25 protein-coding genes are annotated in these 23,882 nt (G+C 44.6%); 17 read left to right on the top strand and 8 right to left on the bottom strand.

The features are described from left to right. The first annotated feature begins 19 nt into the window (after nt 1-19). Entirely contained in the window at nt 20-457 is a 438-nt protein-coding gene (locus CGZ90_RS06330; protein ID WP_094251464.1) for a YhfM domain-containing protein, read from the top strand. A 69-nt stretch (nt 458-526) separates the two neighbouring features. On the opposite strand, the gene CGZ90_RS06325 is transcribed toward CGZ90_RS06330, so the two are convergent. After that, nucleotides 527-1,633 carry a citrate synthase/methylcitrate synthase gene (locus CGZ90_RS06325; protein ID WP_094251463.1) on the bottom strand — a complete coding sequence of 369 codons (1,107 nt, stop codon included), beginning with the start codon at nt 1,631-1,633 and terminating at the stop codon, nt 527-529. 110 nt (nt 1,634-1,743) lie between these two features. Here CGZ90_RS06325 and CGZ90_RS06320 point away from each other — a divergent pair, with 110 nt between their 5' ends. Then, the gene (locus CGZ90_RS06320) at nt 1,744-2,622 is read left to right on the top strand and encodes a LysR family transcriptional regulator (protein ID WP_094251462.1); all 879 of its coding nucleotides are present in this window, start codon (nt 1,744-1,746) and stop codon (nt 2,620-2,622) included. 59 nt (nt 2,623-2,681) lie between these two features. Next, a complete protein-coding gene (locus CGZ90_RS06315) occupies nt 2,682-3,158 on the top strand; it encodes a GNAT family N-acetyltransferase (RefSeq protein ID WP_094251461.1) in 477 nt (158 codons plus the stop codon). A gap of 44 nt (nt 3,159-3,202) precedes the next feature. Here CGZ90_RS06315 and CGZ90_RS06310 read toward each other — a convergent pair whose 3' ends face one another. Next, on the bottom strand, nt 3,203-4,471 hold the full coding sequence (locus tag CGZ90_RS06310) for an MFS transporter (protein ID WP_094251460.1): 1,269 nt from the start codon (nt 4,469-4,471) through the stop codon (nt 3,203-3,205). Nucleotides 4,472-4,559: 88 nt separating this feature from the next. On the opposite strand from CGZ90_RS06310, the gene CGZ90_RS06305 reads away from it, so the two are divergent. After that, nucleotides 4,560-5,018 (top strand): GNAT family N-acetyltransferase, encoded by a 459-nt coding sequence (locus tag CGZ90_RS06305; protein WP_094251459.1) that lies wholly within the window; start codon nt 4,560-4,562, stop codon nt 5,016-5,018. A gap of 247 nt (nt 5,019-5,265) precedes the next feature. Here the strand turns inward: CGZ90_RS06305 and CGZ90_RS06295 are convergent, their stop codons facing one another. From CGZ90_RS06295 to CGZ90_RS06280, 4 genes are all read right to left on the bottom strand, one after another. Continuing rightward, nucleotides 5,266-6,156 (bottom strand): diacylglycerol/lipid kinase family protein, encoded by an 891-nt coding sequence (locus CGZ90_RS06295; RefSeq protein ID WP_094251457.1) that lies wholly within the window; start codon nt 6,154-6,156, stop codon nt 5,266-5,268. A 104-nt stretch (nt 6,157-6,260) separates the two neighbouring features. Next, entirely contained in the window at nt 6,261-6,821 is a 561-nt protein-coding gene (locus tag CGZ90_RS06290) for a biotin transporter BioY (RefSeq protein ID WP_094251456.1), read from the bottom strand. Between the two features lie 74 nt (nt 6,822-6,895). After that, the gene (locus CGZ90_RS06285; protein ID WP_165766785.1) at nt 6,896-7,765 is read right to left on the bottom strand and encodes an alpha/beta hydrolase family protein; all 870 of its coding nucleotides are present in this window, start codon (nt 7,763-7,765) and stop codon (nt 6,896-6,898) included. Nucleotides 7,766-7,975: 210 nt separating this feature from the next. Continuing rightward, nucleotides 7,976-10,090: a DNA topoisomerase III gene (locus tag CGZ90_RS06280; RefSeq protein WP_094251454.1), complete on the bottom strand. Its 2,115-nt coding sequence runs from the start codon at nt 10,088-10,090 to the stop codon at nt 7,976-7,978. Nucleotides 10,091-10,207: 117 nt separating this feature from the next. Between CGZ90_RS06280 and CGZ90_RS06275 the strand changes: the two genes are divergently transcribed. The 12 genes from CGZ90_RS06275 (at nt 10,208) to CGZ90_RS06220 (ending at nt 19,658) form a co-directional block, all read left to right on the top strand. Next, nucleotides 10,208-10,783 carry a GNAT family N-acetyltransferase gene (locus tag CGZ90_RS06275; RefSeq protein WP_094251453.1) on the top strand — a complete coding sequence of 192 codons (576 nt, stop codon included), beginning with the start codon at nt 10,208-10,210 and terminating at the stop codon, nt 10,781-10,783. Between the two features lie 50 nt (nt 10,784-10,833). Beyond that, nucleotides 10,834-11,763, top strand: a complete 930-nt coding sequence (locus CGZ90_RS06270) for a manganese-dependent inorganic pyrophosphatase (RefSeq protein ID WP_094251452.1) — start codon at nt 10,834-10,836, stop codon at nt 11,761-11,763. A gap of 143 nt (nt 11,764-11,906) precedes the next feature. Beyond that, nucleotides 11,907-13,376 carry an aldehyde dehydrogenase family protein gene (locus CGZ90_RS06265; RefSeq protein ID WP_094251451.1) on the top strand — a complete coding sequence of 490 codons (1,470 nt, stop codon included), beginning with the start codon at nt 11,907-11,909 and terminating at the stop codon, nt 13,374-13,376. 314 nt (nt 13,377-13,690) lie between these two features. Then, nucleotides 13,691-14,059, top strand: coding sequence for a hypothetical protein (locus CGZ90_RS06260; protein WP_094251450.1), 369 nt, complete (start codon nt 13,691-13,693; stop codon nt 14,057-14,059). Between the two features lie 221 nt (nt 14,060-14,280). Further along, nucleotides 14,281-15,309 carry an ArsR/SmtB family transcription factor gene (locus CGZ90_RS06255; protein WP_094251449.1) on the top strand — a complete coding sequence of 343 codons (1,029 nt, stop codon included), beginning with the start codon at nt 14,281-14,283 and terminating at the stop codon, nt 15,307-15,309. Next, nucleotides 15,309-16,118 (top strand): ABC transporter permease, encoded by an 810-nt coding sequence (locus CGZ90_RS06250; protein ID WP_094251448.1) that lies wholly within the window; start codon nt 15,309-15,311, stop codon nt 16,116-16,118. Before CGZ90_RS06255 ends, CGZ90_RS06250 begins: the two co-directional genes overlap by 1 nt. 12 nt (nt 16,119-16,130) lie before the next feature. Continuing rightward, entirely contained in the window at nt 16,131-17,114 is a 984-nt protein-coding gene (locus CGZ90_RS06245) for an ABC transporter ATP-binding protein (RefSeq protein WP_094251447.1), read from the top strand. Next, on the top strand, nt 17,111-17,923 hold the full coding sequence (locus CGZ90_RS06240) for an ABC transporter permease (RefSeq protein WP_094251446.1): 813 nt from the start codon (nt 17,111-17,113) through the stop codon (nt 17,921-17,923). The genes CGZ90_RS06245 and CGZ90_RS06240 overlap by 4 nt, the downstream gene beginning before the upstream one ends. Nucleotides 17,924-18,043: 120 nt before the next feature. Continuing rightward, nucleotides 18,044-18,490, top strand: a complete 447-nt coding sequence (locus CGZ90_RS06235; RefSeq protein WP_094251445.1) for a GyrI-like domain-containing protein — start codon at nt 18,044-18,046, stop codon at nt 18,488-18,490. A gap of 29 nt (nt 18,491-18,519) precedes the next feature. Further along, complete coding sequence (locus CGZ90_RS06230; protein ID WP_094251444.1) at nt 18,520-18,924, top strand: VOC family protein; 405 nt, start codon at nt 18,520-18,522, stop codon at nt 18,922-18,924. A gap of 51 nt (nt 18,925-18,975) precedes the next feature. Continuing rightward, complete coding sequence (locus CGZ90_RS06225; RefSeq protein WP_240515358.1) at nt 18,976-19,287, top strand: hypothetical protein; 312 nt, start codon at nt 18,976-18,978, stop codon at nt 19,285-19,287. 29 nt (nt 19,288-19,316) lie between these two features. Then, nucleotides 19,317-19,658, top strand: coding sequence for a hypothetical protein (locus CGZ90_RS06220; protein ID WP_240515357.1), 342 nt, complete (start codon nt 19,317-19,319; stop codon nt 19,656-19,658). Between the two features lie 35 nt (nt 19,659-19,693). Here CGZ90_RS06220 and CGZ90_RS06215 read toward each other — a convergent pair whose 3' ends face one another. Further along, on the bottom strand, nt 19,694-20,371 hold the full coding sequence (locus CGZ90_RS06215) for a hypothetical protein (RefSeq protein WP_094251442.1): 678 nt from the start codon (nt 20,369-20,371) through the stop codon (nt 19,694-19,696). Nucleotides 20,372-20,398: 27 nt separating this feature from the next. Next, nucleotides 20,399-21,859 (bottom strand): aminotransferase-like domain-containing protein, encoded by a 1,461-nt coding sequence (locus CGZ90_RS06210; RefSeq protein ID WP_165766784.1) that lies wholly within the window; start codon nt 21,857-21,859, stop codon nt 20,399-20,401. Between the two features lie 282 nt (nt 21,860-22,141). On the opposite strand from CGZ90_RS06210, the gene CGZ90_RS06205 reads away from it, so the two are divergent. Further along, complete coding sequence (locus tag CGZ90_RS06205) at nt 22,142-23,794, top strand: peptide ABC transporter substrate-binding protein (RefSeq protein WP_094251440.1); 1,653 nt, start codon at nt 22,142-22,144, stop codon at nt 23,792-23,794. The last annotated feature ends 88 nt before the right edge of the window (nt 23,795-23,882 follow it).

The raw sequence follows: 23,882 nt of genomic DNA, 5'->3' as shown, positions 1-23,882 counted from the left end.
TTGAAAAGGGGGAATAGTTTTGAGATATAAAATGTTTTTAGTTATTGCCATTACTTCTGTTTTTAGTTTGATAATTGTCTTTTCTAACCAAAATTCTGTCATGCTTAGTAAAATAAAAGATCATAAAATAACGGTTCAAAAGCACTCAGGTGAAGGAGATAGTTACGAAGATTTTAACGAAATTACCGAGCAAAAGAAGGTGGACAAGGCAATTAAGATTGTGAAAAATAATGACTGGAATAAGATTAAAGTAGAAATGTCGCGTTACCCTGACTATAGGTTTCAATTTTCTTTTAAGGACGATGACAATAGTGAGGGGAAAATAGCCTCATATTCATTATGGGTAAATGCAAACGGTGATCATTTACAGATTGTCACAGACAGTGGAAATTACGTTAAATTAGATGAAAAAAATTCAAAGATTCTTTTTGAAATATTAACAGATAAATCTAAGTAACTAATAAACAACCCAATAAACAATAGAAGACTCGTCAATGACGAGTCTTCTATTGTTTGCTTCAAAAAATTATGACTGTATAGCTGAATGCTTCACAAATTTCCCGATATAGTCAGACTGCGGCCGGTAAATCGTGTTGTCTTCGGCCTGCTCCAAAACATGTGCGGTCCAGCCGACAACGCGGCTGGCGGTAAATGTCGGAGTGAAGAGGGTAGATTCCATGCTGATCGCCTTCATGATCGCAGCGGCGTAAAATTCTACATTCGTGTAGAGCGAGCGGCCAGGCTTGAATTCAGCGAGCAGTTCAACGGCTTTTTCTTCGACTTCTATCGCAAGGTCAAGCCATTCATCACTACCGACGAGACCCTGCAATTTGGCTTTTAGCGCAATCGCCCTTGGGTCGTGTGTCTTGTATACACGGTGACCGAAGCCCATCAGCTTCTCGCCATTTTTCAATTTTCTTCTAATCACAGCTTCTGCACTGCCGTCTGCGGCGATTTCATCAAGCAAATTGATAACGCCTGAGGGAGCGCCGCCGTGAAGCGGTCCTTTCATCGTTCCAACAGCAGAAGTAACGGCTGATACCATATCAGATTCAGTAGAAGCAGTCACTCGGGCTGAGAACGTTGACGCGTTCATCCCGTGCTCAAGCGTTAGAATCATATACGTCTCAAGAGCTTGTACGTGCGCCTTTGACGGTCGCTCGCCTTTTAACATGTAAAGATAGTTCTCTACATGATCGAACTCATCGGATGGTTCTACAAAGCTTTTTCCTTCAAGCTGACTGTTGCGATATGCGATGATAGAAGGAAGAAGAGCGGTGAGTCTAATCGCTTGCGTCACATCAGGCTTCCAGCCGTAAGCGCTCGATCCCTCAGCGGAAACAGCAGTACGGATCACGCTCATCATGTCCATGTCTTTCGGCAGCTGATCAATGACATTCTTCATATGTGTGCTGAGAGAACGGTTTTTTTTCAGTTCCGATGTAAGATGCTTCACCTGTTTATCGTCTGGAAATACACCGTACCATAGAAGATAGGAAGTCTCTTCAAATGAATAGCGGCTTGTTATGTCTCCGATCTCGTATCCTCTGTAAACGAGCCTGCCTTCGTTTCCGTCAATATGGCTGATTGTCGTTTCAGCGGCCACAATGCCTTTAAGACCTTTTGCAATCATGACGATCACCTCTTTCATTATTTGCTATTAGTGTATACAATCTTATTTATAAAGAAAATTAAATATATTTAAACAAATTGATAATAAAAGTTAATCATAAGGAGATTACGATGGATTTTACGTGGCTTAGGACATTTATTGTAGCTGCAGAGTGCGGAAACTTCAGAAGAACAGCGGAAGAGCTGCACATCTCACAGCCCGCTGTAACCGTACATATTAAACAGCTGGAATCGGAAGTGGGAGTGAAGCTATTTCAACGCGACGGCAGGAGGGTCAAACTGACTGGAGAAGGAAAACGGTATTTAACTCATGCGAAAGAGCTAATTACCGTGTACCAAAATGGGCTCGAGGATATAAACTCGTTCAGACAAGGCTACATCTCCAAGTTTCTGATCGGCATCTCGCCACTTATTGCTGACACCATCCTGCCATACGTCTTGAAAAGTTACATTAAAAAGAACCCTGAGGTCGAGATTTCGGTGAAAATCATTGATTCAGCCGATATTGAGAGCGCGGTGATGCGTGAGGAGGTCGACCTAGGATTGTCGTGTTTGAACAGCACGAACCCCGAACTGTCTTCGGAATTGTTGTACCGTGACAAAGTGGTCTTCGTGGCACCGCATGACGGCAGGGATTCCGAAACAGCGCCGCCGCTCGATGAAAAAGAGATACTAGAATCGAGCCGGCTGCTGACTCATAACCATCCGGGTTATTGGGATGAACTGTGCCAAAAAATTAAAAACATCTATCCTGGCATTCGGATGATGCAAGTTTCGCAGTCTCATATTACAAAGCGGTTCATCGCAGAAGGACTTGGCGTCTCGTTTCTGCCACTGTCTACAGTGCGCAGAGAACTGCTCGAAGGAAGGCTGCTCGAGGTAGACTGCTATTCTCTCAAACTTCCCGAAGCCAACACATACGCGATCATGAAATACAGCAACTCCAAACAAAGAGAGTTCGTTAACTTTATTTCGGGGTACCGATTTTAAATATGCGTCGCTTAGCGTGGAGAGAAATTGCTTCAATTAATTTAGGGGGAGCAGGAATAATGGAAATCGTCGACTTGCAAAGCATACCGAGAGAAATTGTTGTGGAGTTCTTTGTTACTCATTGGGGAAGCCCAGAGATGGTGATCTCAACCGGTGTATTTGATTGCAGTTTGCTAGAAGGCTTCGCTGCCGTAAATGAGGAAGGTCAAATCCAAGGCATGGTTACCTACCATATTGAGAAGCATGAGTGTGAAATTATCTCGCTGGACAGTATTGCGGAAGGCAAGGGAATTGGCACATCTTTAGTAAAGAAAGTTGAAGAAGCTGCACAAGAAAAGAAGTGTACTGCCCTTAAACTAATTACGACAAATGATAATTTAAATGCGCTGAAATTTTATCAAAAAAGAGGATTCTTTCTTTCTAAATTGCTGCCCAACGCTGTTTCAGAGGCACGGAAACTGAAACCACAGATACCGCTAGTCGGTAATGACGGCATTCCGATTCGTGATGAAATAGAACTTAAAAAACAGCTATAAAAAAGCAGTCTAGAGATTTTTTGCCTCTAGGCTGCTCTTCATTATCAAACAGCTTCCGTAACGGCAGCACTTTTCCCTGAACCCTTGCCGATTCGCATAACAATCAGCGCTCCCATCATGCAGACAATTCCTGCGCTTAGGAAGCTGAAGCCGTATGTGCCAAACAAGTCATGCAGCAGTCCGCCGAGATAAGCGGCAAGCGCGGCGCCGAACTGATGAGCGGCCATGATCCAGCCGAACAGGATTCCGGCCTGTTCTTTACCGAAAATGTCGGAGGTCAGGCGGATAGTCGGCGGTACGGTTGCCACCCAGTCGAGTCCGTAGAAGATGATGAAGAACCATAAATAAAAGTGTGATGCATCAAGGGCGAACGGCAGAAATAACAGTGACACGCCGCGCAGTGAGTAATACCAGAATAACAGCCACCTGTTGTTGAAACGGTCAGACAAATAGCCGGATAGCGTCGTTCCGATTATGTCAAAAATCCCGATCATCGCCAACATGCTTGCTGCCTTTATTTCTGGAATGCCGTGGTCGAGGCAGGCTGGGATAAAGTGTGAGCCAATCAGCCCGTTCGTCGAGAACCCGCAAATGAAAAAGCTTCCGGAAAGCAGCCAGAAGTCAGGCGAGCGGGACGCTCTTTTCAATGACCCAAGCGGCTCGGTAAAAGGATTGATTTTCCGGATGACTGGTTCAGTCGGGATGGTGTCTGAGCCATAAGGGGCTAACCCCATTTCGCCTGGAGAGCTTCGTAAAAACAGAGCAACGAGTACGAAAACAACTGCAGCCACAGAACCGACGACTAGGAGGGCTGAACGCCAGCCGTCTGTTGAAACTAAACTCGCAAGAAACGGAAGGAACAAAATCTGTCCAGTTGCGCCGCTCGCTGTCAGGATACCGATGACGAGCCCGCGTTTGTTCTCATACCACCGGTTGGCGATCATCGTGCTCAGCACGACCGTCGCACCGCTTCCGATCCCGATCATCACACCCCATAAAAGAATAAGCTGAACAGCGGATGACAACAAAAGCGTGGAAAAGACCGCCGCAGACAAAGTGAATAATGCTGTTAAAGTTACCCGTTTTAAACCGAAGCGAATCATGAGTGCAGCGGCGAACGGACCGAACAATCCGTACAATAAAAGATTAACCGCGAGCGCAGATGAAACGACGGAACGGCTCCAGCCGAATTCCTCTTCAAGCGGAACCATGAGCACACTCGGCATCGAACGAATGCCGGCACCAGTCAACAGGATGAAAAACGTGACGCCAAGAATGATCCAGCTGTAATGGAGTCGTTTTGATTTCACCATTATTGTTGCTCCTCAAAGGAAATATTTGTTTTGCTTCTAATTATCACGTTACTATGAAAATAGGAAAAAATGCAAAGGAGGAGTTTCGGTGATCTCGGTAAAATTTATTTCGCCTGAAGAAACGTATTCCATCAGACATAAAGTGCTTCGTCCGAATCAGAAACTCGAAGACTGCAAGTTTGCAGCCGATCATGACGAAGCTGCTTTTCATTTAGGGGCATTGTTTGAAGGAAAGCTGATCAGCATCGCTTCTTTTTATCATGAAACGTTTCCTGAATTTGAAAAAGAGAGACAATACCGATTGCGCGGTATGGCGACATTAGAGGAGTTCAGACGTTACAATGCAGGAAGTCTGTTAATCCAAACAGCTGAAGAGTATATGAAGGAAAATGACGTGAACCTCTGGTGGTGCAATGCCAGAACATCGGTGAGCGGATATTATGAAAAGCTGGGGATGAAGCCTTTTGGTGAGGTGTTCGATTTAGAGCCGATCGGACCGCATATTGTGATGTATAAACACTTGGTGCTCAAAGATGAGATGAATTAATGAAAATGTATGCGGTATTCGTATTTTCATTATTTGTAACTTGGATTATCGTTTCTCATTTATACCCTGAACCAAGCTGGTGGTCTATCTTTACATCGAACCGTTCAACACATACTGCTTTAATGGAACAAATATCGTTAAACAAAGTTGCATTTGCTGCACTAATGTCCATTGGGGTGCCATATATTGTCCGTAAACTTTTTCAAAACACATAACAGTAAAAGCACTGCATTTGCAGTGCTTTTACTCATTTTTTTTCAGGCACAATAACCTGCAAGTGGCGTTCGAGATTTTTAACTGTAATAGGCAGCGAACCACCCTCATCACCGTCAATGTTCGGAATCATGTCTTTGGATGAAGACAATGTCAGTGAGCACGTCTGGATGTACTCGACCTGCTTTTTGTCCTTGAGGTCTCCTTTAAACAACGAAGGGAGGAGTGCAGCGAACTCTAGGAAAGAGACATCTTTGATGATAAACACGTGGAGCATGCCATCGTTTACTTTTGCGTCCGGAGAAATGGTTTCAAAGCCGCCGACAGAGTTGGTAAGAGCGATAAGTAGGATTAAAACTTCACCGTCCCAGCGTCCGGCATCATGTTCGATCACCGCATCAAACGGCTGCTTTTCTTTGATTGTTTTCGCACCTTCAATAAAATAAGCGAGAGGGCCGAGCTTCGTTTTCTGTTCAGGTGACACCGCGAATGTCGCCTCAGCCAGTGCTCCGACAGCCACGACGTTCATAAAGTAGCGGTCATTTATCTTGCCGATATCTACCGCTTTCGTACCGTGATCCTTCAGCAGTTCAATCGCTTCTTCAGGCTTTAGCGGAATGTTCAATGCCCGTGCAAAATCGTTAACTGTGCCAAGAGGAATTAAGCCAAACTTAGGACGGTGTGGCTGTTCCGCGAGTCCGTTGACTGTTTCATTCATCGTCCCGTCACCGCCCATCGCAACGACACAGTCAAACTGTTCCGTACACGCTTCTTTTGCAAAACGGGTGGCGCAGCCTTCCCCTTTCGTTTCTTTAACCGTTACTTCATATCCGTTTTGCTCAAGAGCAGTCGCTGCATTTTCAGCGTACGCAGTACTTTGCTCTTTACCAGCAGAAGGGTTCACAATCAGCATCGCTTTTTTCATATGTGCCGTCCTCTCTAAAAAACGTTCTCCTTTCCTTATTCCACTTTTGCGAGAAAAACAACCGTGGGCATAAGAAAAACCGGAGAAAAAGTTCTCCGGTTTCTTTAAGCGGCCTTTGTCTGCGGCAGCAATTTCGCTTTAGACAGACGAGAGCGAACGGTGATTCCAATCCAGCTGGCAAGAAACGCCTTGATTAGACCAACGATGATAAACGGATACACCCCTCCAGCCATTGCCTTTGCCCAGCTAAGGTCCAGCACATATTTCAACTGAATCACACCGATTAATAGCGTAATGACCATCCCGACTGTGTTGGCGATCATGGCGTTCGCGAGTGTGAAGGATGTTTTTTCTAGAATAAGTCCTGTGAAAAATGCTGCGACTATAAATCCGATAATATAGCCGCCTGTCGGTCCAATCACTACACTTAAACCGGCTTTTGCTTCAGCGAAAACAGGTGCGCCGGCAGCCCCGACAGCCATGTAGCCGATCATGGCAAGTGCGCCATAACGGCTTCCAAGGATTGTTGCTGTAATTCCTACTGCCAGCGTCTGTCCTGAGATTGGAACGAGCGGAAGCGGAATCTCTACCTGCGCCAGTATGGCGGTGATCGCCACAAACATTGCGCAAATAATCGTCATGCGTAATCGTGCTGATGAATTCATCTTGTTTCTTCCTCTCTTGTAAATGTTAACTAATTATATGTTAACGTTAACATTTAATATGCAAATTGAGAAGGTTATTTTTCCCTTGCTGTAATCCAGTTTGAAATTGTGTTTAGAAAGTCAGGATGAAACTCTTTTTGCAATTTGTAAAATTCTTTTGTGCTGCCCGTTTCGCACTTCCAAAAAAGGTGATTGCAGTCAGTGAAAATCTTATATGTGGTTTGGTCGGGCAATAGATGCTTATTAATAGCAGCGATGCTTGGCTCTGGGTGACAGAGAACGTCTTTTTCGCCAAAAAGAGCAAGGACCGGGCAGGTGATATCAGGAAGAATGTCTGCAGGGTCAAAGTCCATTATGTAAGTTATCGGATGACGGTATCCAAGTACCGCAGCTATTTTTGCTAAGTGCAGCTGTGATTTTATAGAAATCATAGTGAGAGCTGTTTTCAGTTTAGACGCGTTTTCGATACTCAGATGGCCGCTGCGGTCCATCATGATCTGGTCGTACACTGAAATATATGGCCCGGCTAGTGTGATGATAAACGAAACTTCGGCCGAGCGGGATGCAGCTAGCTGAGTGATCCAGCCACCCTGGCTGTGTCCGATTAAGCCCGTGTTGTTGTTATCAATTTGCGGCAATGACTTTAAATACTGAATGGCAGCGAGTCCATCATCAGCACGGTCATCGAACGTCTGCTTCGACCAGTCACCGGTTGATTTGCCGAGTCCAGGCTTATCGAAAAGCAGGACAGCTATGCCTCTAGCTGCGCAATGCTCAGCAAGCGTCACCCACATTTTAAAGCCCCACGCGTCTCCTTCACTTCCAGACTCTGCTCCGGAACCAACGAGAAAAGCCATCGCGGGATGCTTGCCTGAAGTATCTGGTGTATAGAGCGTCCCACAGAGCGTATTTTCGCCGCTTTTAAACGTAATTTCCTGAATCATAGAGTAATAATCTCCCTTATTGCTAGTATTAACCATATTATAGAGCATCGGTTATTCAGTTAGTTCATTTGCGGGCAAAAATCTATAAATACAGGCAAAATCTAATATTTGCGGACAAAAATAAGATTTTACGGCTAAAAATCAAAATTTACGGGTAAATGCTCAAAGCACCTTCCAAATCTCAGGAAGGTGCTTTGTATGGTCTATCAATTATTTGTTTTTGTTCTCCATCGCAGCCTTTAGCGCATCAGCCAAGCTGCTGCCGCCTAAGCCACCGCCATTATCATCATCATTTTTCGAACTGTATTTCTTCATCAGCTGCCGTTCTTCACGCTTAGATACGGTCTTTTTCTTGTCCGCTGCTTTATCAACCACGTTGCACGGTCGGCACTGGAAGTACGTACCGGCTTTGCCGTTGTGAATCTCCATCTTCTTATGGCACTGCGGGCAGCGGCGGTTTGACAGCTTCGGATCCTTGCGTCTGCGATAGCCGCACTCTGCACTGGAGCAGACAAGGGATTTGCCGTCTCTGCCTTTGACTTCCTTCAGCAGTTCGCCGCATTCCGGACACTTAGAGCCTGTTAAGTTGTGGGCACGGTATGTCTGCTCGCTCGTCTTAATTTCCATCACAAGCTGTTTCGTCTGAGAACGGATATTGCTCAAAAATTCCTTTGGGTTGCCTTTTCCGCGGGCGATCGCTTCAAGCTGCTGCTCCCAAGTTGCCGTAAGTTCTGGTGATTTCAGGTCGTTATTTACGAGCTCGATCAGCTGTTTCCCTTTTGGTGTCGGGAACAGCTTACCGTTCTGGCGGTCGATCGACTCGGACCCGAGCAGCTTTTCGATAATATCAGCTCGTGTTGCCGGCGTGCCAAGACTGTACTTTTCCATGCGAGATAAAAGGTCAGCCTCTGTCAGGCGGGAAGGAGCTTCTGTGAGTTTCTTCTGCAGGTTCACAGATTTGACAGGCAGCTCCTGACCAACCTTCAAGCCAGATAGTAGATTCGAACCGGAAGCATCCTCATCACGGCCGCCAAGTGCTTTAAAGCCAGCATCCAGCACAGCCGTCTCGCGAGATGTAAACATTTCACCAGCCACATCGATCACCGCAGAAATTGTTTCGAAGCGGTAAGCAGGGTAGAAGAGGGCAAGGAACCGGCGGACGATCAGGTCGTACAGCTTGCGCTCATCGTTATCGAGATCGCCAAGGAACAGCGGCTCGTCTGTCGGAATAATCGCATGGTGATCCGTAACCTTCGCGTCGTTGAACACTTTTTTCGCCACAACGTTGCCTTTGTTCTTCAGGCCAGGCTTCACCTCGTCGCGGTAGCCGCTCGAGATCGCCTGCAATCGATCGAACATCGTGTTCTCCATGTCTTTTGTCAAATAACGCGAGTCAGTCCGCGGGTACGTGACAAGCTTGTATTGCTCATACAGCTTTTGCAGAACAGAAGACGTCTTTTTCGCCGAGAATCCGAAACGGCGGTTCGCGTCGCGCTGCAATTCAGTCAAATCATAAGGCATCGGGTGTGCTTCAGTTTTTTCCTTTTTATCAAGCGACTTCACGATACCCTTTCCGCCCTTTACTTTTGATGCAATCTCCTCTGCACGGCTGCCGTCAAATTGACGCTTCTCGCCGTTCTTTTCCCACGCTGCATCAAGCATGCCGATCGCAGCGTTGATCGTCCAATATTCTTTTGGCTGGAAAGCAGCGATTTCGCGCTCACGCTCCAAAATCATTGCTAGGGTCGGTGTCTGAACGCGTCCAGCCGACAATGGATCGTTAAATCGCGTTGTCAATGCGCGGGTCACGTTCAATCCGATCAGCCAGTCCGCTTCTGCACGGCAAAGAGCAGACTGATAAAGATTGTCGTACTCTGCTGCGGGCTTCAAATTTTTGAAGCCATCGCGGATCGCCTTATCGGTAATGGATGAGATCCAAAGGCGCTTGACCGGCTTTTGCCAACGCACTTTTTCAAGGATCCAGCGTGCGACAAGCTCACCCTCGCGTCCGGCATCTGTTGCGATGATAAACTCGCCGACATCCTTGCGTTTTGCCAGGCTTTCAATAGCACGCAGCTGGTGGCTCACCTGGCGGATTGGCTTCAAGCCCATGTGCTTAGGGATGATTGGCAGATCCTCAAGACGCCATTGTTGATAGTTTTTATCATAATCCTCAGGCATCTTCAGTTCGACTAAATGGCCGAGCGCCCAAGTGACGATATGCTTTGGCCCTTCTATAAAGCTTTTATTTTTCTGACTGCAGCCAAGTACACGCGCCAGGTCGCGCGCGACACTCGGCTTTTCAGCTAAGATTAATTGTTTCATGATGTATCTCCTCTCAAAAGCATCCACTCAACAGTATAGCGCAAACATACGGTAAAATTACAGAAGGATACTTAACAGGCATGCCGAATTAAATGAACAGCAGAAGGAGGAAGACAGATGTTTACATATCAAATTGATGAGGATATTCACTTAAGGCTTTTAAATGATGAAGATGCAGGCGAACTGGCACAGCTTATTGACACATCACGACCGTACCTAAAAGAATGGCTTGGGTGGGTGGAGTACTCGACGACCGAGCAGGACTCACGCGAGTTTATTAGAGCCGGCCGCAAGAACTATGCGGAGAACGTCTCGATGACGGCGGCTATTATTTATAAAGGAAAGATTGCAGGCGTGGCGGGTTTTCACCAAATATCGTGGAGTAACCGGAACGCGTCGATCGGCTATTGGCTTGGAGAAGGATTTCAAGGTAAAGGGCTTATGACAAAAGCGGTCGAAGCGCTTGTGAAATATGCGTTTGAAGGCATGGAAATGAACCGTGTAGAGATAAGGGCTGCCGTTGAGAATAAAAAGAGCCGGGCAATCCCTGAGCGACTTGGTTTTACAGAAGAAGGGCTGATCCGTCAGAGCGAATTTTTATATGATCATTATGTCGATCATATCGTGTACGGTATGCTTGCGGATGAATGGCAAAAGCGGAGTGAAAACCTCGCCGCAGTTGTGGTAGAATAGGTGATGGAAAATTGGCGGCAGTGCCAAATTCATTTCAAGGAGTGCAATCAATGGAAAAAGTATTGATTTTCGGACATAAAAACCCTGATACAGACACAATCTGTTCTGCGATCGCTTATGCAGATCTTAAAAAGGAGCTTGGCATCGATGCTGAGCCGGTTCGCCTTGGCGAAGTGAGCGGAGAAACACAATTCGCGCTTGATACGTTTAAAGCAGACAAGCCTCGTCTTGTTGACACGGTATCGAACGAAGTGAACAGCGTTATTCTTGTTGACCACAACGAGCGCCAGCAGAGCGCGAGCGATATTGATAAAGTGCGTGTGCTTGAAGTCATCGACCACCACCGCATCGCGAACTTTGAGACGAGCGATCCATTGTACTACCGTGCTGAGCCGGTTGGCTGCACAGCGACTATTTTGCTGAAAATCTACAAAGAAAAAGGCATCCAGGTGAAGAAGGACATCGCTGGTCTTATGCTGTCAGCGATCATCTCTGACTCTCTTCTATTCAAATCGCCGACTTGCACGGACGAAGACGTTCAGGCGGCGCGCGAGCTTGCTGAGATCGCGGGCGTTGACGCTGAAAGCTACGGCCTTGAAATGCTGAAAGCGGGCGCTGACTTGAGCGGCAAAACAGTAGAAGAACTTATCTCTCTTGATGCAAAAGAGTTCAACGTAGGCAGCACGAAGGTTGAAATCGCACAGGTGAACGCAGTAGATGTGAACGACATCCTCGCGCGTCAGAGCGATCTTGAAAACAGCATCAATAAAGTCGTAGAAGAAAAAGGACTCGATTTGTTCCTATTCGTTGTAACAGACATCCTAAACAGCGATTCTGTCGGTCTCGCGCTCGGTGCTAAAGCTGACGCTGTTGAAAAAGCATACGATGTGAAGCTTGAGAACAACACAGCTCTTCTAAAAGGTGTTGTATCGCGCAAAAAGCAGATCGTGCCTGTATTAACAGATGCACTAAATAAATAAAAATGGCAAAAACCACCTTTAGGGGTGGTTTTTTTATGTGCTTTTCATAACTCGAGTCGAACTGGTTTACAATATGTACGAAAAGGAGTAAGGTCTTCATTAATCTTTCTTTTAGCAAGTTACTATCAAGGAGTGAGTGCATAATGAATACTGATTTTTCTCATATATATATTAATGGTGAATGGAAGAAGGGCAGCAGTGATCGTTCGATGGGAAACGTGAACCCATTCACCGGGGAAGAGCTCGTCACGATACAAGCTGCGTCAAAGGAAGATTTGAATGAGGCTTATGAAACAGCGAAAACAGCCCAAAAAGAATGGGCTAAAGAACTTCCGCAGAACAAGCGCGCTGTAATCGAAAAAGCGATTTCTGTTATGCAGGAAAACGAAGAAAAGATTCTCGATTGGATCATTAGCGAATCAGGAAGCACATATATGAAGGCTGTTTCAGAATTGCGAGCTTCATATAACATCATGAAAGAAGCGGCTTCATACCCATACCGAATGGAAGGTAAGATCATGCCTTCGCAAACGGCTGGCAAAGAAAACCGCGTGTACCGCAATCCGCTTGGTGTCATAGGAATCATCAGCCCGTGGAATTTTCCTTTCCATTTAGCGGTTAGATCGATCGCACCTGCAATTGCCACAGGAAACGCTGTCGTAATCAAGCCGGCGACAGATACACCTGTGACCGGAGGGCTCATATTCGCGAGTATTTTTGAAGCAGCTGGTTTGCCTAAAGGACTCTTGAATGTTGTGGTGGGTCGAGGTTCAGAAATCGGTGATGATATGGTTTCTCATCCCGTGCCGCGCCTGATCTCGTTTACGGGCTCAACAGAAGTGGGACGCCACATTGGGGAACTTGCCGGTAAAGGATTGAAGAAGACAGCTCTTGAACTTGGCGGAAATAATGCCTTTATCGCGTTGAAGGATGCTGATGTTGACCAGGCAGTGGATTCAGCGCTGTTCGGCAAATTTTATCATCAAGGTCAAATTTGCATGGCGATTAACCGGATATTCGTTCACAAAGAGATTTATGATGAATTTGCAGAATTATTTATTAGGCGAGCGAAAAATTTAAAATATGGAAACCCTGCTGAAAAAGATACACACGTTGGTCCTCTTATCAATGGTGATCAGGTTAGCCGAATCTTAAAAGACATCGAAGACAGTGTGGGACTAGGAGCTGCTGTCCGCCTTGGCGGAAAAGCAGAAGGCAATGTTCTGCAGCCAACGGTTCTGACTGGCGTGACAAATGAGATGCGGCTCGCGAAGAACGAAATCTTCGGACCTGTAGCTATTCTCATTCCGTTTGGCAGTGACGAAGAAGTGATAGAGTTCGCGAACTCTTATCCATTCGGACTAAGCGGCGCTGTTCATTCGAAAGACATCCAGCACGGTACAATGGTTGCTCAGGAGATCCAGACAGGTATGATTCACGTGAACGATCAGTCTGTGAACGAAGAAGCGCATATGCCGTTTGGGGGAGAAAAGGAATCCGGACTTGGCCGCTTTAACGGTGAGTGGGTGCTTGAAGAGTTCACCACTTTAAAATGGCTTTCCGTTCAGCACACACCAAGAAACTACGGTCCGTTTATCAACAATCTAAAATAACGTTCAACTGCATCCGGATTTCATTTCGGGTGCAGTTTTAAATAGAAAAAAGACGCCCCTGGAGGCGTCTTTTGTGCGTATTGCGGCGAGAGACAGCACTCCACATAGTGCCTTGCCTAAAAGGCGTGTCAATCTCGTCTTATGCAAATTAGCTCATCGCAAAATTAAGTATATCATCTCTTTTGATGGATGAAAAGGGGAATTATGGGGTGTTCGTGGATATCAAAAACATATGGTTATTGGGCAAGCGTACAAGCCAAAGTGAAGGTATGTAAATAAGATGAATAAACAGTATTGAAAGAAGAGGATTAATTTTGCCAAAAAAAGATAAAGAACATCATATACCAGGCTTAGGCAAAGCGGGTGTTGATACGAGTGTGTGCACGGCTCAAGTTACGACTAGCGGTTTGCTAAGCGCCAATATTTGTCCGTTTTGCACATTACAATACAGCTCTTTAAGATATAGAGAGTTTATCGCAACAAGTTTTGATCAATTCATTTATAACCCTAAAAAAAATGAAGTAACCGTGACTGGAAATGCATTGTTAGGAGATATTCCATACCAATATATTGTAACGTTTAAACCTAAGGATCATGATATTACATTTACTGCAATCAGAGGAGAAGAGCGAAGAAAATTCTCTGTTCGTCAATCTATTACAATTACACCGTGCAGCGTTTAACGTTCTATTTTATTTAAAATGATTGCAAAATAAAAGGCTCACAGAGCTTACTGTGAATATAGCTAATTTATGAAAAGTTTCCGTTAAGCGTCTTTGTCAAGGAGACGCTTTTTGTATTTTAAGAAAAAGTTGACAATCTAATTTTCTCTCCTTATAATACTGAATAATTTTGCCAAATGGTATAATTGATTCGTTAAAAAGCGAATCAAAGGGTGGTTGATGTGAATTTAAATAAATGGCTTTATAAAACAGTAAAAGTGACCTACTCACCATTTCGTGAACTTATTTGCAGTCTGCATGTCTTAAGCTATCCCGATCACCATACAGCACGTCTGGGTTGGACCCGCGATATGCAGCAAACCATGTCACCAAAATTAAAGGAACAATTACTGAAATGGGGGGAAGTGACCAATCAATGGTTGTATCTGCTGGATTATGTAGATACAGTTCAGCTAGAAGAAAGTTATGCAGAGGAAGCGATTGACCAGCTGAGGTATTTGAGCACAGATGATTTCAGGAAATGTATCCTTGGAGCAAAGATGGAAGCACCGATTGAAACACTTACTGAATTTGAACAAGCGATAAAAACCGATGCCGAACGGATGCAGAGAGAGTTGTCTGATCTGCTTTTTGAGTACCACCAAAACCATTTCTCGAGAGAGCTATACCGAATTGAGCCGTGGCTTGTTAAAGCAAAACATGAGCTGATGTCGGAAATGGAAACAGCTCCTTTATCAGCACTTCAAAGCATTCATCCGCGCTTTGAACTGAATGATAGTGAGCTGATCTTTTACAAAGCGCAGACGTGGAGATTTCGATACAGCGACCTGAATTCGATCACGATTTATCCATCAACGTTTATCGCGCCGCACCTTTTAGTAGGCATTGATACCCCGGATATTGTGGTCTTCCAGCATGTCGATATACCCGGTCAAGTCGAGCAAAGAATCGGGGTGCCTGAGGATTTGCTGCGGATGACGAAAGCTCTGGCAGATAAGAATCGGCTGCAGATGCTGCAAATGCTGTTTTATCATCCATACTGCACTCAGCAGCTCGAAGATATCACCGGGCTTGCGAAAGCAACGATATCGAAGCATCTCAAAATCCTCATGGAAGCACGCTTCGTTTATACCGAACGAAGAGGGCATTATGTGTTTTATCATATCAACAAGCATCAGATGGAAATGATCAAGGTGGATCTCGATCAATTCTTTGATCAGCCAAAGATCGTAAAAAAGGGGGATTACTAATGTGGCTGCCTTTTAGCGCTACATTTAAACGGAACTTTATCGTCATGAAAAGAGCATATCCGTGGTCGTTTTTCATCGGGCACATATTGAGCGGTGCTTATATCGTCTTTTTTGCTTATTTAAGCTATACCTTCGTTTTTAATAAGGATATGGATACGCGATTCACAGCTTATGCCGGAACAAATGATTATTTATCCTATGTCATCCTTGGCGGCGTCTTTTTTTCCTTTGCCGTTTCCATGCTCATGATTGTAAGCCGTTCGATCATTTCAGAGTTGAGAGAGGGAACATTGGAAGCCTTGCTATTAACGCCATCATCACGTAAAGGCTATTTCTTAGGAACGATGTCACAGGGTCTGACTAGAGCTGGCATAGAATTGCTGTCTATTTTAGTGATTGGATTCTTTTTCGGATTGCAGATGGCGATTCAGGACCCTATCGCAGTCATAATATTATTCATCATCCTTCTTTTCTCACTGTTCAGCCAGGCGCTCGTTCTTGGTGCCTTTATGCTTTATTTCCGCGATACATATATTACGCAAAATACACTGTTTGTCTTGATGGGACTCGTGTGCGGTGTGACGTTTCCAGCCGCATACCTTCCAAATTATGTGGAATGGCTGTCCTATTGCATGCCTTTAACTTACGGCATTGACGCTTTCAGGATGGTGATGACTGAAGGGGAAACATTGGCAGGTATTCAGTTCAATCTCTTTTATATGATGGCAGCCGGAATTCTTTATTTAGTGATCGGCTCGATTGCGATCAAGCGAATGGAATACGTCGTACTAGAAAAACATTTTGGCTAAGGGGGAGTACCGATGATAGAGGCGATCAATGTATCAAAGCATTATACATTAAAAGAAAAGAAAAGATGGTTCCGTTCTGAAAAGAAGACCATAGAAGCCGTTAAAGAGCTGAACCTGAGCATTAATAAAGGAGAAATCATAGGCCTGCTAGGGCTGAATGGTGCGGGGAAAACAACGACGATTAAAATGCTGTCCACCTTGCTAAAACCGAGTTCGGGAACGATTACTGTCGATGGAGTGGACATCGAAACCAATCCGATGGAGGTCAAAAGGAAGGTGAACATGATTGCAGGCGGCGAGCGCATGCTGTACTGGCGATTGACTGGATACGAAAATCTCATATACTTTGGAAAGCTCTACGGCTTGGCTGGTGATGTGCTGAGAAACAGATGTCAGAGCCTGCTTGAAAACATGGGGCTGGGCGAGGCAGCTCATATTCCTGTCGAGCGGTATTCTAAAGGAATGAAGCAGCGCCTGCAGATCGCGAGAGGATTGATCAACGATCCTACTTACTTGTTCCTAGATGAGCCAACACTTGGGCTCGATGCACCGGTTGCCAAGCATTTGCGGAAGTCGGTAAAAGAACTGGCGCATCAGCAAGGGAAAGGCATTCTATTGACCTCGCACTATCTTGAAGAAGTAGAAGAGCTTTGTGACAAGGTTTATATCATCGATAAAGGCATCATGGTGCTCGAGGATACGCCTAAGAATATCATCGAAACGTTTGTAAAAGAATTCCGGGTGACGGTTGAAGTTCAGAATGCCAGCACTGAGCAAATTCATTCTGTCCAGCGCAGGATTCATGAAAAAGGAGCATCGTTCGTGAGTACAGAAGCAGCAGGAGGCTTTGTGTTCGAGGTTATATCACCGTTCGATGCCACTCCGCTTGCCGCATCAGTTTGCTTCGAACTCGGTCTGGACATTCAAAGACTGGAAACGAAGAAACCAAAACTTGAGGATGCGATCATCCAAATGTCAGAGGGGCTGTCGGCATGAAGATTGCAGAGATCATCTTGGCTGAGATCAGTAAGAGCCACCGCCACAATTTTCATAATCGAATGGTGTATTTCTCACTTTTGATCTGGCCGGCGCTGCTGTTTGTGACAGCTTATTATTCTTTTAAACCGTTTAACCTCGAATCTTCAAGCCCTGTATTTGACCACATTCAGACTGACAGCTTAATTTTGTTTCTATTAACAGGGTATCTCGGCTACATCTTTTTTTGGAGTCTCGTTCAATCGGCTTGGCAGATGGCACACGAAAGACAGTCGGGTACTCTTGAAATCGTATTTCTGAGCCCTGTTTCAAGATACACCTTAATGTTCGGGCGTGCAGCAGGAAACCTGATCGAAGCCGTCTGGATGTTTACCGCATTCGCGGTCATTGCCATGGCCAGTGTTGCGGGAATCGAATCAATCGCCTGGTGGAATGTACCAATTGCCTTTTTCATTCTCGCTTTCTCGGCCATAATTTGGGGCGGATTTCTAAACATCGTATTTCTGTTCTCGAGAGATGCTGGGATCCTTTTCACTGTCCTCGAAGAACCGATGCAATTCTTTTCAGGAGTTAGGATTCCAGTCCTCGCCCTGCCATTATGGGGAAAAACGATCGCGTACATGTTTCCGCTGACATATGTGCTCGACATTATGAGAGAATTATTGTTAGAAGGGGCCAGTGTTGTGCAATTAGGTACATCGCTCGGGCTATTAGGAGTGGTGCTATTGGTGCTGTGTTCAGCATCGTTCTTCATTTTGCGCAGAGCGGAACAGCACGCCAGAACGACTGGGAATATGGTGTTGTTTTAAAAATAGATTGCAAGACACTTTTCTTGATGGAGGAAAGTGTCTTTCTTTTTTGCAAAAATAAAGGAATTCAAAAAGGACTAATGAATTGTAATATAGTGGAAAAGGACAGGGGGCGAAACGATGGAATGTACGAAGGTTAAGAAAACGTTCAAGGTTGTAGGAATTAAGGGACATGGTGTTTATGATAATTTTGGTCATGATGTACCGAAGCTAGCTCAGAAATTTCTTGTCCGCAAAGATGAAATTGAAAATCGATCAGACACTGAAATCGCACTTTTTGAACCGAAAAGGGATGCGAATCATATGGAAGGCCATTTTTATGTAGGATTAATGGTGAACGAGACCCTTAACACCGTTCCAGAGGGGATGGATTACATTGAAGTCGCTCAAAACTATGTCACGGTAAGAGGAGAAATAAGTAATATCGGCAGTCTGCATGACTATTTATTGAAATGGTCAGAAGAAAATAATCATAAAAGAGACTTAGAATCTCATATTGTCGAAACCTATCACCCAATGGAAAATGGTAAGGAAGAAGTAGAGATTTATTTGCCGGTCAAAGTATAGCATTACTAAAATGTAAAGGAGGTAGAGTAATGATTTACGAGGTTACGTTTCAAGTATGTGTTTCGGATTTTAACAAGGGCGTAGATTGGTATAAAGCACTGCTTCAGAGAGAGCCAGATTTCAAGGCTCATGGTGGTTTTGTGGAATGGGAGCTGCTGCCGGGGGCTTGGCTTCAGGTGGCGGAGGGAACACCTGTTGAAGGGAACGGTCCTTTCCGTTTAGGAGTTACTAGCATTGAAGAGGAGCGTCAACGCATTTGTACTGCTCTTAATGTAGAAGAGTTTGAGATTTTTTCGCGCGATGGGGTTCCGGTCACATGGGGAACTTTTACCGATCCTTGGGGTAACCGCATCGGACTGTTTGAGTACATAAATGAGGAAGAAAAGCAGGCGAAGGTTAGAAGTCTTGCAAACTTAACAGCAGGAAAGCTGTAAATGTTCATCTCCATCACAAGGCTCCATTTAAGAGGAAAACGGATGCTCCCAATGTTCGTTTTTCATACAGTCCGTTCTATAATGCAGGCAAAAAAAGCAGAAGGCATTCTACATTCTACATACATCAATGAAGGATGGCTCACTTACTGGACACTGACCGTGTGGGAAAGCGAGCAGCATATGAAAAACTACCGTAACAACGGGAACCATCTTAATGCGATGAAGGTTTCACGCAGAATTGCTAATGAATTAGAGAAGGTAAATTTCGAGGGTGAGAAAATTCCAAGCTGGAAGGAAGCGCAGGGAATTTTGCATGAGCACTATGGCAGGCAGGACAACGACAAAGTAATACAAGCAAGGTAGAATGCTTAAGAACTAGGGGGGAAAACTGCTTGTTATTTTTATTGATTTGTTTGCTGCTGTTATTCGCTGTATGGTTTGTGTTTAAAAAAGCAGGTATCTTGCAGCCTTACTCTAAAACGATATCAATTGCTATCGCATTAGCGGTTCTTTCCGTGCTGTCTCTATCACAAAATTACACGCAGAGCCTGATTCCAGAAGCTAATGATGGAATAGGCATCTCAAATATTCTAGCCTATTGGATTATTGGTGAAACCCAATGGACGCAGGAAATGTTTAAAAGCTTTTACGACCAATCGACATATCTAGCTTTATTATTGATCTTACTATATCCCGTTGTTCTATTGGCAGAGACAAAATTGAAAAGAAGATGAATGATAAAAGGACCCAATAACCAGGGTCCTTTTAATTATTTGTTTAATCGTTCTGAAACGTCTTCAGTATTATGGATAGCAGGGATTATGCCATTAGCATCCCTTGTAATCATGTATGAACCAGAATCGTCTTTATGTCTGACAATCAGCTCGATCTCTTTTGCGCCATCCTTTTGCAAAGCTTGATAATAGTTGAAGATTCCTTCTTCAATACTTGCTGCCTTTTTCTTTTTAAAGGAGTCTTTTAAATCTACATAAATGGTAATCCATAAATGATGCTGTATGTCTTCTATTGGTTTTGCCGGCAGGTGTTTATCCTTTGGCGATTCTTCACGGTAGCCAATATTTAAATGAACATTGTCCACACTGGGTATGAAGGTGTCAGCATAGCCCCATTTATGCAGCCCTTTCTTAGTCCAAATTGCTTCCTGATAAAAATCCACAACACCTGTTTGACGATTCCATGCATCAAAGGTTAGTCCGTCCTCTGTAGTTAAGGTGGCGCCATACCCGATAACATTTTCATAAAACCCTTTACTGTCAGTAATCACGATATCGTATTTATCTTCTATTTGATTTTTAAGGATTTGAGCCGTATTTGATACATGAACCGGATCGCCATTCAATCGTTTATCCAAATAGCTGAACCCAAAAATCCCTATAATAAGAATGCCAAGTAAGATAATTGTGAGAGTAAGCCTCTTTCTTCTCATTTCAATTGTGCCCCCACCTTAAGTTCTCTAATTCAACCCTGTAATCATCTGGCTCAACGATTTCGCGTTATTTACTACCCTCGCAAAGCTCTCCACGGCAGGCTCGATCTGCTCCTCGCTAATATTGGAGAAGGCAATTCTGACATGTCCGTTCTCAGCCCCGTAGACGGAACCTGGTACGACTAGCAGGTTTTCTTTTATGCATGCTTCAAGCAGATCGGAATCCTTCCAATAACCCTTCATTTTAACCCAAACGTACAATCCGCCATCCGGCTCTTGAAAAGAAAAGAGGTCAGATAAATGGCGATTTAGACTCTCCGTAAGCAGTTTTTTTCGATTTCGGAGCACGGTGTTTACTCTCTCAATATGTTCATCCCAGTGCGCAGCCAAAAATCTTGAGGCGAGCTGCTGAACGAGGTTCGGCACAGATAGCCCCATCTGGTATTTCGCATCGGTTAGTCTCTCGATAAAAATCGGCGAGGCAAGAAGCCAGCAGACAGGCAGGCCTGGACCGACCGTGTCATTAAAGCTGCCGGTGTTGATAACAAGCCTTTTTTTCTGGTCAAGTGTATAAAGAGAAGGCGGCAGTACCTTATCGCCATCATGCATGAGCGGCGCTGTACAATCGATTTCGACGATCGGAATATCGAGGTCTGAACACACGTTGATCAGTTTTTTTCTGCGCTCAAGGCTGAGAATACTTCCCGTAGGATTCTGGTGGGACGGTTCGGTGATCACAAGCTTGATTTTGTGCTTAGCATATAATGCGCTGACACCGTCCGGATCTAGTCCGTTTTCATCCACTGGCAGCCTGACCATCCTGACGCCGGCGCTTGCAAAGAGCTTTACTGTATATGAGTAAGAAGGGCATTCAATTGCCACAATATCGCCAGGATTTAGCAGACAACGCGTGATCAGAAGCAGCGATTGCTGAATGTTGGAAAGAAGCATCATGTTGTTTGGATCTGCATCAATCTGATGCTTCAGTAAATGTGACGCGAGTGTCTCTCTGAAATACCGATCATCTAGTGGGTGAGAATAGTCCGCTGCACCTTCTGTAATCAAATTTTGCATGACGCTATTCAGAATGGAAGCAGGGTATAAATCTGGCGAAAGCTCACCGTTCGCCAGATTGTAAATACCGTTATTCATTCTAGCATGCTCGATTCTTTTCACCATTGGTGCGGTCGGAGAAAATGAATAATTCTTAAAGTGGTTCCAGTTTAGAATTCTTTGAGGCGAGAGGTCCCATGCGTGCTGACTCACTCTCGTACCGCTTCCTTGCACCGATTGAATCAGTCCGGAAGCCCGCAGTTCCTCATATGCCGTGTTCACGGTACTGCGGTTTACGTTCAGCTGAAGAGCGAGTTCTCTTTCTGTCGGAAGCCTTGTATCTGGCGGAAGCTCTCCTTTTAATATACGATTTTCAAAATATGAAACAATTTCCCGGTAAATTGGCTTCGTTCGCTTTAGTTCAGGAATAATCATATTGTCATCTTCTCCCATTTATTTTTCTAAACACTTATATTCGGATATCGATTTAACATTCCTTCTAATAATCCAATTGGTTGGTAAATTTATTTTGGAATTGGTCGGTATAAAAGAAACCAATACCCGATAAGATGAAATTATCCAATCCAGCACAGGTCGAAGGGGCAGCAGCAACACTCACTTAAGAAGTTGATCTCCCCAAGACATTTTCTTATAAAATACAGCCGCTTCCCTTATGCTGGCAAGGTGAAAAACGAGGAAAGACAAAGGGGGATAACGATGAAAAAGACACCACTAAAGGTTCTGTCAGCTATTCTGTTTTCAAGTCTAATGCTGACGGCCTGCACAGGCACCGGATCAAAAAATGACAGCAGGACTGAAAACGGCAGCGGAAATGTTCCGCAAGTGCTGAACCTGCTCGAGAAATCCGAAATACCATCAATGGACACATCAAAAGCAACCGATTCAGTTTCGTTCGATGTTATGAACAACGTGTTTGAAGGGCTGTACCGACTTGATAAAAACAACAAACCGGTTCCCGGGGCAGCGAAATCCGTTGATATCAGCAAAGACGGCAAGACCTATACGTTCCATATTAATGAGAATGCGAAATGGAGCAACGGCGATCCGGTAACAGCAGAGGACTTCGTTTATGCTTGGAAGAAGGCGCTGCATCCAGAGACTCTCTCTGAATATGCGTACATCATGGGGCCAATCAAGAATGCGAATGCTATTCAAAACAGCAAAGATCCTTTATATGGAAAAGTTGACGAGCTTGGCATCAAAGCAGTAGATGCGGCAACACTCGAAGTGCAGCTCGAAGCACCGGCACCTTATTTCCTTGGTTTAACGGGTTTTCCTACCTTTTATCCGCAGAATGAAAAGTACGTAACATCACAGGGTGACAAGTATGCACTAGAAGTTGAGAACATGATCTACAACGGACCGTTCGTATTGAGCGAGTGGAAGCATGAAGAAGGCTGGGTGTATAAGAAGAACAGCCAGTACTGGGATAAGAAATCTGTGAAGCTGGATCAAATCAATGTGAATATCGTGAAAGATGTTGGAACTGGCGTCAACCTTTATAACACAAATGAAAGTGATTTTGTCTACCTTTCTTCAGAGTACGTTGATCAATACAAAGATAACGAAGACTTTAACACGATCCTTGATTCAACTGTTTTCTTTATGAGAATGAACCAGAAAACAAAGGGGCTCAATAACCTCGATATTCGTAAAGCGATCGACATGGCCTGGGATAAGCAAGGATTGACGGATGTTATCTTAAATGACGGGTCCATCCCTGCTAATTTCTATGTACCGAAAGATTTTGTATCAAGTCCTGGCGGCACCGATTTCCGGAAAGAGAATGGAAACCTTGGAGAGTACAATCCCGTTAAGGCAAAAGAGCTGTGGAAGAAGGGATTGAAGGCGATTGGAGAAAAAGGCTTGAAGCTGGAGCTGTTAAACTATGATTCTGAAAACAGCAAAAAGGTTGGAGAAATGATTCAAAGTCAGCTGGAAACGAATCTTCCGGGGCTGAAAATCACGATCAATCCACAGCCATTCAAGCAAAAGCTAAAGCTTGAAACAAAAAAAGAGTATGACATTTCTTATGCGGGATGGGGTCCTGATTACCAGGTTGCGATGACGTTCCTAGACATGTGGATCACAGACGGCTCACACAACCAAAGCAACTATTCGAACCCTGAATATGACAGGCTGATCCAAGAAGCGAACGCTGAGATCGATCAGGAGAAACGCTGGAAGCATCTTCTTGATGCAGAAAAGCTAATGTTTGCGGATCAAGTGATCAGCCCAATGTTCCAGGAAGGGCATGCCTACCTGCAGCGCGGCAAGGTGAAGGATATATTGTTCCACTCTTTTGGACCGAGAAAGAGCTTTAAGTGGACGTATATCAGCAGCGAATAACATTTAAAGGAGGAAACGAAATGGCGTTTCCTCCTTTTTTGAGTAAATACGGGTTTCGTTTTTGGTTCGCTTTAAGCTGATATTAGTT

Origin of the sequence: Fictibacillus aquaticus (assembly GCF_002245695.1) — a bacterium.
Classification (GTDB): Bacteria; Bacillota; Bacilli; order Bacillales; family Fictibacillaceae; genus Fictibacillus; species Fictibacillus aquaticus.
Note: the sequence above shows the minus strand (reverse complement) of the source record. Positions and strands in the feature narration are given on the sequence as shown.